The organism is Acinetobacter piscicola (assembly GCF_002233755.1).
Taxonomy (GTDB): Bacteria; Pseudomonadota; Gammaproteobacteria; order Pseudomonadales; family Moraxellaceae; genus Acinetobacter; species Acinetobacter piscicola.
In genome coordinates this window covers 221,656-232,737 of the sequence record NZ_NIFO01000005.1, presented here as the reverse complement: position 1 = coordinate 232,737, position 11,082 = coordinate 221,656, and the positions used below count along the sequence as shown (strand labels likewise).

General features: G+C 36.6%; 8 protein-coding genes. 5 read left to right on the top strand and 3 right to left on the bottom strand.

Annotated elements, in window-relative coordinates:
• Nucleotides 1-47 precede the first annotated feature (47 nt).
• Together CDA10_RS17105 and CDA10_RS10825 are read left to right on the top strand one after the other, a co-directional pair.
• The gene (locus CDA10_RS17105; RefSeq protein ID WP_089605609.1) at nt 48-4,883 is read left to right on the top strand and encodes a calcium-binding protein; all 4,836 of its coding nucleotides are present in this window, start codon (nt 48-50) and stop codon (nt 4,881-4,883) included.
• Between the two features lie 195 nt (nt 4,884-5,078).
• Nucleotides 5,079-5,696 carry an HD domain-containing protein gene (locus tag CDA10_RS10825; protein ID WP_407640372.1) on the top strand — a complete coding sequence of 206 codons (618 nt, stop codon included), beginning with the start codon at nt 5,079-5,081 and terminating at the stop codon, nt 5,694-5,696.
• Nucleotides 5,697-5,787: 91 nt separating this feature from the next.
• Here CDA10_RS10825 and CDA10_RS10820 read toward each other — a convergent pair whose 3' ends face one another.
• Both CDA10_RS10820 and CDA10_RS10815 read right to left on the bottom strand, forming a co-directional pair.
• Nucleotides 5,788-6,225 (bottom strand): PaaI family thioesterase, encoded by a 438-nt coding sequence (locus CDA10_RS10820; RefSeq protein ID WP_089605607.1) that lies wholly within the window; start codon nt 6,223-6,225, stop codon nt 5,788-5,790.
• A 116-nt stretch (nt 6,226-6,341) separates the two neighbouring features.
• Nucleotides 6,342-6,587, bottom strand: a complete 246-nt coding sequence (locus tag CDA10_RS10815) for a hypothetical protein (protein ID WP_089605606.1) — start codon at nt 6,585-6,587, stop codon at nt 6,342-6,344.
• A 168-nt stretch (nt 6,588-6,755) separates the two neighbouring features.
• On the opposite strand from CDA10_RS10815, the gene CDA10_RS10810 reads away from it, so the two are divergent.
• The 3 genes from CDA10_RS10810 to CDA10_RS10800 all read left to right on the top strand — a co-directional run bounded on the left by CDA10_RS10810 (nt 6,756) and on the right by CDA10_RS10800 (nt 9,634).
• The gene (locus tag CDA10_RS10810) at nt 6,756-7,172 is read left to right on the top strand and encodes a GFA family protein (RefSeq protein WP_089605605.1); all 417 of its coding nucleotides are present in this window, start codon (nt 6,756-6,758) and stop codon (nt 7,170-7,172) included.
• Between the two features lie 58 nt (nt 7,173-7,230).
• The gene (locus CDA10_RS10805) at nt 7,231-8,070 is read left to right on the top strand and encodes a DMT family transporter (protein WP_089605622.1); all 840 of its coding nucleotides are present in this window, start codon (nt 7,231-7,233) and stop codon (nt 8,068-8,070) included.
• Between the two features lie 235 nt (nt 8,071-8,305).
• The gene (locus CDA10_RS10800) at nt 8,306-9,634 is read left to right on the top strand and encodes an MATE family efflux transporter (RefSeq protein ID WP_089605604.1); all 1,329 of its coding nucleotides are present in this window, start codon (nt 8,306-8,308) and stop codon (nt 9,632-9,634) included.
• Between the two features lie 134 nt (nt 9,635-9,768).
• On the opposite strand, the gene CDA10_RS10795 is transcribed toward CDA10_RS10800, so the two are convergent.
• Nucleotides 9,769-11,004 carry a pyridoxal phosphate-dependent aminotransferase gene (locus CDA10_RS10795; RefSeq protein WP_089605603.1) on the bottom strand — a complete coding sequence of 412 codons (1,236 nt, stop codon included), beginning with the start codon at nt 11,002-11,004 and terminating at the stop codon, nt 9,769-9,771.
• Nucleotides 11,005-11,082: the final 78 nt, after the last annotated feature.

Genomic DNA, 11,082 nt, shown 5'->3' with positions numbered 1-11,082 from the left:
TGAAAACCATTTTAAAGCCTTCGACTTAACCTTCTTTTACATCAATAATGGCTTCATTTAATGTCAGCATACTTTTTAAAACACCACCCACAGATGGTTTAGTTCAAGCTGATTTTACTTATCGTCGAGATAATAATGATTTAGTTATTAAAACTCTAGATGGTCAAAATAGTATCACTATTCGTTATTATTTCGATAATGATGCGATGGGTTACTATTACATTAATCAGATTAAATTTTCTGACAATACTGTATTAGATGTAAATGCAGTAAAAGCGCTTGTTTTGATCGGAACAGATGCATCTGAAACATTACATGCATACACAATAGGAAGTGAAATCTCAGCTGGAGCGGGTGATGACGTTTTATACGGTAAATTAGGTGATGATACTTTCTATGGTGGGGATGGACTAGACGAGCTTTATGGAGCGTCTGGGAATGATCATTTAGAGGCTGGAACAGGTGCTGATCAGTTATATGGTGGTTTAGGCAACGACCTGATTAAAGGAGATGCTGGAGCTGACCGATTAGAAGGAAATGAAGGAAATGACCAGCTACATGGTGGCTCTGACAATGACGAGTTATATGGTGGATATGGAGATGATCAACTTGAAGGTGGTTCAGGAGATGACTCACTAAATGGCGGATCAGGTAATGATACCTATGTATTTGCACAAAATTTTGGTCATGACATTATTGAAAACGATGATTACACAACAAACCGCCAAGATATTATTCAATTTACAGATGGCTTAGTTCAAGACAATTTCACTTATCGTCGAGATAATGATAACTTGATCATTAAAACAATAGATGGTCAAAACAGCATTACAGTGCGTAACTATTTCTATAATGACGCAGCAGGGAATTATCAGATTGATCAAATTAAATTCTCAGACAATACTGTATTGGATGTGGAAGCAATAAAAGCACTCGTACTCATTGGAACAGATGCCTCAGAAATATTTCAGGCTTATGCTACAGGCAGTGAGATTGCAGCAGGTGCAGGTGATGATGTTCTATATGGTAGGGTGGGTAATGATACTTTCTATGGTGGGGATGGATTTGACAAACTCTATGGAGCGTCAGGAAATGATCACTTAGAAGGTGGGGCTGATAGAGATGAATTGTATGGTGAGGATGGTGATGACTCACTGAAAGGGGATTCTGGCGCTGACCGATTAGAAGGCGGTGAGGGCAATGACCAGCTCTATGGAGGCTCTGACAATGATGAGTTATATGGTGGTCATGGAGATGATCTACTTGAAGGTGGTTCAGGCAATGACTCACTGAATGGTGGTATTGGAAATGATATCCTAAACGCTAATGAAGGCGATGACCTTCTTCTCGGTGGTGAAGGCAACGACACGTACCGCTTTGATTTAGGGTGGGGAAGTGATGTTATTCAGCATGAAAATAAAAATGGAAATGATGTAGACACCATTGAATTTGTAGGTATTGATTCAAATGATCTGATCATCAGAAAAGTTGGACAAGATATGCAGATTACTCACCGAGTAACAGGTGACCAACTTCTAGTTCAATCTCAATTTAATGAATATTCAAATGTTAAACCGATTCAGATTATTCGCTTCGATGACAATACCCAATGGAATGTAGATGAAATCAATATTCAAGCTGTTAAAGGGACTGAGCTTGGTGATGTGATTGAAGGTGTTACAGACCACGATGTCATTCATGCTGGAGATGGAGATGACGTCATTCGTGGTAGTTATGTATATAGTCAAAACCCTGAAGCACAATATTTTGTTTATGGTGAGGCTGGTAACGATATAATCAATGGTTCAGGCTATTTAGATGGTGGCCTAGGAAACGATAATATAACGGGTCTCGGTCATCTTCTGGGTGGCGACGGTAATGACACTCTTACAGGACAGGGTGTTCTCGAAGGTCAAGCTGGTGACGATAGTTTAAGTGGTCAAGGCGTGCTAAACGGTGGGGATGGAGATGATCAACTTGACTTAACTGGCTTAGGTTCGGATGCAGGTTATGTTTCAGGTGGTACAGGAAATGACACCATCACTGTCGATGTGGATCAAAAGATTTTCGTTAATGTAAATAATGCCAATGACTTTATGCAGGATGCAGATGGTTATCATGTGATTCAAGAGAGTGAAATTCCTGAATCCGAGCAAGCTGTTTATATAGATGGCGGACAGGGTAATGATACGATATACGGTTCATTTGGTAATGAAGTCTATCTATTTAACCTTGGTGATGGTCAAGATACGATCATAGAACGTCGACCAGGTGAAAATTTTAGCAATGTTGCGGTTTCATTTGATGTTTTACGATTGGGTGAAGAAATTGCGACAACTGATATTAGCCTTCATCGTCATGGTTCAGATTTAGTTATTCAACATGCGAATAATACCGATCAAATTACTGTCCAAAACTATTTCACTGGTGGACATCATAAAATTAATGAGATCCAGTTTAGTGATGCAACTATTTGGGACAACAGTTATATAGAAAATCATTACACTTATCATGGAACAGTCAGTAATGATGAAGTTTGGGGCTATCGAAACAGTCATGAAACATTTGAAATGGGTGCTGGTGATGACAAAGTTTATTCAGGCTCCGGAAATGACATCATTCATGGACAGGCTGGAAATGATGTTTTGTGGGGGCAATTAGGCAACGATACTTTGTATGGTGGGCTTGGTGCAGACTATATTGAAGGGAATGAAGGAGCTGATATTCTTCATGGAGATCAGGATAATGATACGCTCTATGGTGGCGCTGGTGATGATCTGATCTATGGTAATGAAGGAAGCGATATTCTTCGTGGTCATTCGGGTGTAGATACTTTAGACGGCGGTGCGGGTGACGACAAATACTTCTATTACCTAACAGATGGTCCAGATGTAATTGATCAAATGGGTGGTGGAGTAGATGTCCTTTGGTTGATGGATAACGGAATTACCCGAGATCGTATTCAGTTCACAAAAGAAGAAAATGACCTGATTGTCACTATCGATAATAATACCAATCAATCAATCCGTATTGTCGATCACTTCTTAGGTGGTGAGAAAGCCATTTCAGCAGTTCAACCGAATAATGGATACACAATCAGCAAAGCAGAAATTAATGCATTATTTGCATCTGAGATTGAAGAGCCAAATCCACCCATTGAAGGTGGAATCTACGATACCTCAGCAAATGATGCACTTGTTGGTGGAACTGAAGACAACGTATTCTTCTATACAGCGGGTAAAGATACTATTCAGGATGCAGGTGGGATAGACATCTTACGCTTTAGTAATGGGATTACCTTTAATCAAGTCGGTTCAGGGTTGATGAAGACAGGCAATGACCTTGTATTAAAAGTCAATGGAAGTACAACCAATCAAGTCACTTTAAAGAATTATTTCCTTGCAGGAGATCATTTGATTGAAACCATTGATTTTGAAACAGGTGGGCAACTTACAGCAGAACAAATATTTAATGCCTTTGGTGTGACACTACCAGAAACAGAAGAAGAAACAGGTTCTACAGATGTCGTGGGTGATACGACCTATCAGTATACGACAGGTGAACTCACCATTACTGAGCAATCAGGTACAGATAAAGTTATCTTTAAAAATGGTCTTACATTTAGTCAAGTGGCGAATTATCTGACTAAATCAGGTGATGACCTTATTTTGAAAGTGGATGGTAGTAATATCAATAAAGTCATCGTTAAAAACTTCTTCTTAGCAGGTGAATATCTCGTTGAAAGCTTCCAGTTTGAAACGGGGGGACAACTAAGTGCAGAGCAAATCTTTGGTGCATTTGGTATAACCATGCCAACGACAGAGCCTGAAAATCCAACTGAACCAGAATCGCCAAATGTAGTAGGTAATACGACCTATGATTACACTACAGGCAGTTTAACCATTACAGAGCAATCCGGTAATGACAAAGTCATTTTTAAAAATGGAATTGGCTTTAGTCAGGTTGCTAACTATCTAACCATGTCTGGTGATGACCTGATTTTGAAAGTGGATGGTAGTAATACCAATAAGGTTACGGTTAAAAACTTCTTCTTGGCAGGTGAATACCTTGTTGAAACTTTCCAATTTGAAACGGGTGGACAAATCACTGCGGAGCAGATTTTTGGCGCATTTGGCTTAACTGTTCCAGAACAAAATAATCCAGAAACGCCCCAATCTGAAATAGGTCTTGAGGCGATGAACAGCACATATACCTATACCTCAGGTGTGTTGCAAATCGATGAAGATTATGGAGCAGATGAGATTGTATTTAGCAATGGAATTACCTTCAATCAAGTTGCTTCACAGCTCATGATGTCAGGTGATGATCTTGTCCTGAAAATTGATGGAAGCAATACCAACAAAGTTACGGTTAAAAACTTCTTCTTAGGCGGAGCACATGAGGTAGAAAACTTTAGTTTTGAAACAGGTGGAAGTATTTCATCCAGTCAGATTTATCAAGCTTTTGGTTTAGATCGACCACTCAATGCAGAAGATGAAGTTAATGCAGTTGTACTTGGTGATACAGGTGACAATACACTCATGAGTGATGCAGCGGTGAGTGAGTTATTTATCCTAGATCAAGGTCAAGATATTATTCAATTACTCCAAAATACTTCGGGTGAAATAGCAAAAGATTACGTCAGTGATTTTAGTCTAGTTGAAGACAAAATAGATTTATCAGCAGTTTTTGTGAATAGTCAGGTGAATAATTCCAATCTTGATGACTATTTGCAAGTTTTCTATGATGCAGATGCGAAAACTAATACTTTAAGTGTTCGAACATCGGTAAATAATACGCATAAAGATATGTTGATATTCACCAATCAGGCTGAGCAATTGTACGTAGACGATTTATTGTTGAATCAGTCAATTCTGTATTAATTCGAAACTGAAATTAAAAATAAGGTGGCTTAGGTCACCTTATTTATTTTAGTAATTATTTTCAAAATTGAGTTTTTATTTTCATACATTAAAACAAAGACTGGTTTGTAAATCCTAAGTTGAATATTGTATAAAATAGTGACTTATTTAAGATCTGGGCTATTTCCATAAAACAGTCAATATTAAAATTTGAGAATGTATATGTTAAAACAGCAATTTGAATCCTACTGGAAGCAATTTTCCAATCATTCAAAGATTGATGAAGTGCATTCAAAAGCATTATTGATTTTGTTATTAAATGCTTATACAGAGCCACAGCGGTATTATCATACAGTGCAACATATCGTTGAATGTTTAGCACTTTTTCACCAAATTAAAGATCAACTTGAAGATCCAATTGCTGTTGAGTTGGCGATTTGGTTTCATGATGTGATTTATGACCCGCAAGCCACGGACAATGAAGAAAAAAGTGCTGAATTGATGAAACAACAATGTTTTCAGCTATTCGAAACCGCTAAAATTCATAAAGTTTATGATTGGATTATTGCAACCAAAAGGCATTTACCTACGACAGAGCAGGACTTAAATTATTTATTGGATATCGATTTAGCGATTTTAGGAAGTTCCAAACAGCGCTTTGCTGAATATGAACAACAAATTCAGCAGGAATATTCGTGGGTTGAACCTACATTGTATAAAATAAAAAGGGCAGAAGTATTAAAATATTTTTTGGAAATGAAACCTTTGTATCAGACTGAATATTTTAGAAACTTGTTGGAAGAACAAGCTAAATATAATTTATCAAACGATTGAATAGCATGTTAACGTATTAAACTTGGGGCTTAGGAATTGAATCAGTATAAAAGTGCCATTAAAAATAAATAGCACTTGAAAAATACATAGATTAAGGGCGAATAATCATACATGTTGCAGTGGCGTGAGCATATAACTTGCCATCTTCATCAACCAGTTTACCTTCAGAAATTACAAGATTTTTACTTAAATTAATCACTGAACCAATAGCAAGTAATTCTTTATCTTTAGGTACAGGACGGCACATTTTGACATTTAAATCGATGGTTCCATAGCCCACGCCCGCTTCTAAGGTGGTGTGTACCGCACAACCTGTTGCTGAATCTAAAACTGTTGCAGCAAAACCACCATGCACACCACCTAAAGGGTTTAAATGACGTTGATCTGCTTTAACTTTAAAACTGGCTTGACCATTTGAGATTTCATAGAGATCCATTGGAATAGTTTCACTGATGCTTGCTCTTGGAATATGTCCTGCAATCATTGCCTGTAAAAATTCTAAACCTGTCATTTCTTTAGGGTGTTTCATCTTGCTATCCTGAGTGCTATTTTAAGTTTTAGTTCCAAAAAAGAACTATTAAGGTAAGATATGCTCAGAGAATATTACTGTCAAATCTTTTGTTGTGACTGTAGCGTTGGAAAATTTTAGTATTCAGTGATGTAAAGTTTTTCAAAATGATCAGATTGATGAATGATTTTTAAGGCAATTTTTTCACCCGTTGCCCATGTCGCATGTGCTTCTTCTAAATCCACATCGATGATATCGAGTTCTTTACAGAGTGTTCTTGTACTTTCAATAACAATAAATTGAGGCGATTGAACTTTTAAACATTTAGCGATATAACGCTGAATACCTTGTAATGTATAAACATCAATTATTTTATAGCGCATATTTTCCAAAGATTATATTTAATTTATTGTTTTTCTAGTCTAATCCTAATGAATTGTAAATTTCAAATGAAAAATAACATAAATATGGACATCATTTAAAAAGCATAGTATTTTAACTTCAAACCATAAGATCAATTTATAAATTTACAGTAAAAAAGGAATAAAGCTATGAAAGGGCAATGTCTTTGCGGCGCAACAACTTTTGATGTCGAATTGAGTAATCATGACGTACATGTGTGTCATTGTTCAATTTGTCGTCGCCAAACCAGTGGTGTGATTATGACCATTGATATAAAACAAGGGACATTAAAGTTTGATCAGCAAGATCACTTGAGTGTATTTAGTTCATCAGAATGGGGTGAGCGTGGTTTTTGTAATACATGTGGAACAACCTTGTTTTGGCGAACTAAAGATCAAAGCTATTGTAATATCAATGCATTTTCACTGGAAAATGTTCCTAAAGATTTGAAGTTGAATCTGGAAATTTATATCGACAATAAACCTGAGTTTTATAGCTTTAAAAATGAAACGAAAAAAATGACCGAGGCAGAAGTGGTGGCTTTATTTAGCCCGAAAACAGAATAAGCGAGTCGTTTTTTTGGAAATGGATTTCAAAAATTTGTTGAAAATGAGTGCATCAACGATGTTGTTTAAAATCGTATTGGCAATGATTGCCTTTGCTGCAAATTCAGTACTTTGTCGTTTTGCATTGGCTCAAGATCAGATTGATCCGATGAGTTTTAGCATTCTGCGTGTACTGAGCGGTGTATTGGTTTTAAGCTTATTATGTGTCATTAAAAAACGTAAATCAAAGGTAGCAATACCTTTAGATTGGAAAATTAAAAATGGATTTTATTTAGCCATATATATCATCGCATTTTCATTGGCTTATGTGAAAATTGATGCAGGTGTAGGTGCTTTATTACTATTTGGTACAGTGCAATTCACTATGGTGATGTATGGGCTATGTCATGGTGAAAAAATTAATTTTAAAAGAGCAGTAGGGCTAGTACTTGCTTTAGCTGGTATGAGCATTTTACTTATACCAGGAGCAAATGCGCCAAGCATTGGTTATTCGATGCTTATGGTGATTTCTGGTATTGCTTGGGCGGCCTATAGTCTTTCAGGTAAAAATTCTCCACATCCTTTAAGTAGCACCTACACCAATTTTGTCTTGGCTGTGCCTTTTGTTATTCTCGCTGGCTTTCTATTTGCTCAAGATATACATATCAATCTGCAAGGCTTTATTTTAGCAATCGTTTCTGGCGGGCTGACTTCAAGTGCTGCATATGTGTTGTGGTATTCCATTTTAAAACATATAGATAGAATCATGGCGAGTACGGTGCAGTTAAGTGTGCCATGTTTGGCTATTATTGGAGGTTCACTCTTTATTGGAGAAAGCATTGGTTTAAGGATATTACTATCATCTAGTATCGTTTTATGTGGAATATTATTGGTGATCTTTGCTGTACCTAAAAAGTGATTTAACTTCAATTCATTTACAATGGCATAGATTTTGTAGGGATACTTATTTAAATTTTTCTTTAATTTTCAATGTTATTTTTTATAAAAATTAGATATAGTCATAAAATAACCAAATTTTATTGTTTGATAAATTATTTAATATGTTAAGTATCGGTTTAACATAGACGATTTTTCATGCTTAAAATATAAAATTTAATGCCATCAGATGCTGAACACAACAAAATCAAGAATGTATGAAAAAGTTTATCAATCTGTTTATTCCTATTCTGTTAAGCAACCTCGCCGTTGTTTTAGGCGGTGTTGCGGATACTGTTTTTTTATCGCATGTGAGTACCATCGATGTTGCTGCAATGTCAGTGACGCTTTCAATTTATGCCTTAGTTTATATTTTGGGCTATGGTTTATTGCAAGGCATGATGCAAGAACTTGCTGAAGCCAATGGACGACATGCTTTAAATGCATCACAAATCATCATTAAACAAGGCGTATTGATGGTTTTAGTGCTTTCAGTTTTTGGAATCATTTTTCTTACTCATGCAGAATCAGTTTTAAAACTTCTTGGTGCAGATCAGAATCTACAAGTTTTGGTTTTAGATTGTCTTTTTATTTTAGCTTTGGCATTGCCTGCACAATTGTTATTACGTACTTTTTTTATTGTGACTCAAACATGCGGTCAGGCCAAACTGGTTTTCTATGCGAATATTTTCGCGCTGATTCTAAAGTTGAGCTTATCTTATACATTGATTTATGGCGTTCCTTATTTCAACATTCCTAAACTTGGTGTAAAAGGCGCTGTTGCTGCGACATTATTTACGCAATGGATCATGTTGTTTGTTTATTATGGGCTTTTCCTTGAGAAAAAGTATCGGATTCAATTCACAGGTCAGTTTTTTGATTTTAATATTTTAAAAAGAATTTTGCGTATTGGCTTTCCGATGGCCGTTATTATTTTAATTGACGTGATTGCTGTGACTTTTATTTCACTGCTTTCTATCCCTTTAGGAAATACAGCTTTAACAGCACATCAAATTGTCATGGGAATCGCTTCATTATTGTTTATGTTCCCATCATCATTGTCTGCTGCATATAGTATTTTAATTTCTACAAAAGTAGGAGAAGGTGATCTTCAAGCAGCATGGGAATTAACTCAAAAAGCATTAAAAACGGGGGCTTTCTTAGCTGTTTCTATTGTGATTTGTGTCTATGGTTTTAAAGATTTCTTGATTCCAATTTTCACCAAAGATGCAGCTGTGACTGTATTTGTAATGAACTTATTACTGATTGTTTGCATCATGCATATTGCAGATGCCATGTTGTGTATTTTGGTCAATATGTTGCGTTGTTGGTCTGTGACCATTATTCCGATGTTTATTTACACCTCAGTAATTTTAGCACTTGGCTTAGGTGGTGGCTGGTATGTTGCTTATCATCCTATTGCTTTGTATCAGTTTCATATACCCGCATTGGGAATTTATGGATTTTGGATTTTACTGACATTTGCCTATATTCTTGCTGTAGCAATATGTGGTGTATGTCTTAAATATCGTCAATATTTGAAATAAAGTTTTTAAATGCTTCAATTGTTTAATTCAAAAATTGAACACTTATTTTATTGATACATGATAATGCGTTAAGTAAAAAACCCGCTGAGTAGAACTGAGCGGGTTTTTATTCAATCTATAGATGTTTATAGATTTTATTGAGCAGCTTTTTCAGCTTGAATAGAAGCGATTGCAGCATCTACACCTTCAATTGAATCAGCAGCTTTTTTGATACGTGCAAGTGCATCTACAAGTACTTCATCTGCAGTCGCATACGAAATACGCATAAAACCGCCTAAGCCGAATGCATCACCCGGAACAACGGCAACACCAGTTTCTTCCAATAACCATTCAGAGAATTCTGTGCAAGATTTTAAACCTTTGGCACGGATCAATGGGCGAATATTTGCATAAGCATAGAATGCGCCGTCAGCAGGCAAGCATGAAATACCATTAATTTCGTTCAAACCATTCACCACTAAATCATGGCGACGTTTGAATGCTTCGATCATTGGTTCAAGAACATCTTGAGGACCATTCAACGCAGCTTCAGCAGCAACTTGAGAAATTGAAGTTGGGTTCGAAGTTGATTGAGATTGGATTTTTTTCATTGCGCCAATCAGCTTAGCAGGACCGGCTGCATAGCCAATACGCCAACCAGTCATTGCATAGGCTTTAGACACACCATTTAACACGATTGTGCGGTCATAAAGGTCTGGAGCAACAGTTGCAATATTATAGAATTCGTCATCCCAACGGATTGGTTCATACATATCATCAGAAGCAACAAAAACTTCTGGATATTTACGGAGAACTTCAGCCAAAGCTTCTAATTCAGCTTTGGTATAAATCATCCCTGTTGGGTTTGAAGGGCTGTTTAAAACCACTAAACGTGTTTTGTCAGTGATTGCTGCTTCTAATTGAGCAGGAGTGATTTTGAAACGCTGTTCTTCACCACATTTTACAACAACTGGAACGCCTTCAGCGATAATCACCATGTCAGGGTAGCTTACCCAGTATGGTGCAGGAATAATCACTTCGTCGCCTTTGTTTAACAAAGCAAGTGCTAAGTTAAAGAATGACTGTTTACCACCACATGAAACCAAAATTTGGTTTGCAGCATAGTCAAGATTATTGTCACGTTTGAATTTTGCAATAATTGCTTTTTTAAGGCCAGGCGTACCATCTACAGCTGTGTATTTGGTAAAACCGTTGTTAATTGCTTGAATAGCAGCATCTTTGATGTGTTGCGGGGTATCAAAGTCAGGTTCACCTGCACCTAAACCAATTACATTTTTACCTGCAGCTTTTAATTCTGCTGCTTTGTTGGTAACAGCAAGAGTAGGGGACGGTTTGATGGCATTAACACGATCTGAAAGACGTACGTCCACGGCATTATTCCTTCTTATAGGGATTAAAAATAAAAAGCACACTATCATAGCTTAAAATAGTGTATGTCGTTGTTCAAT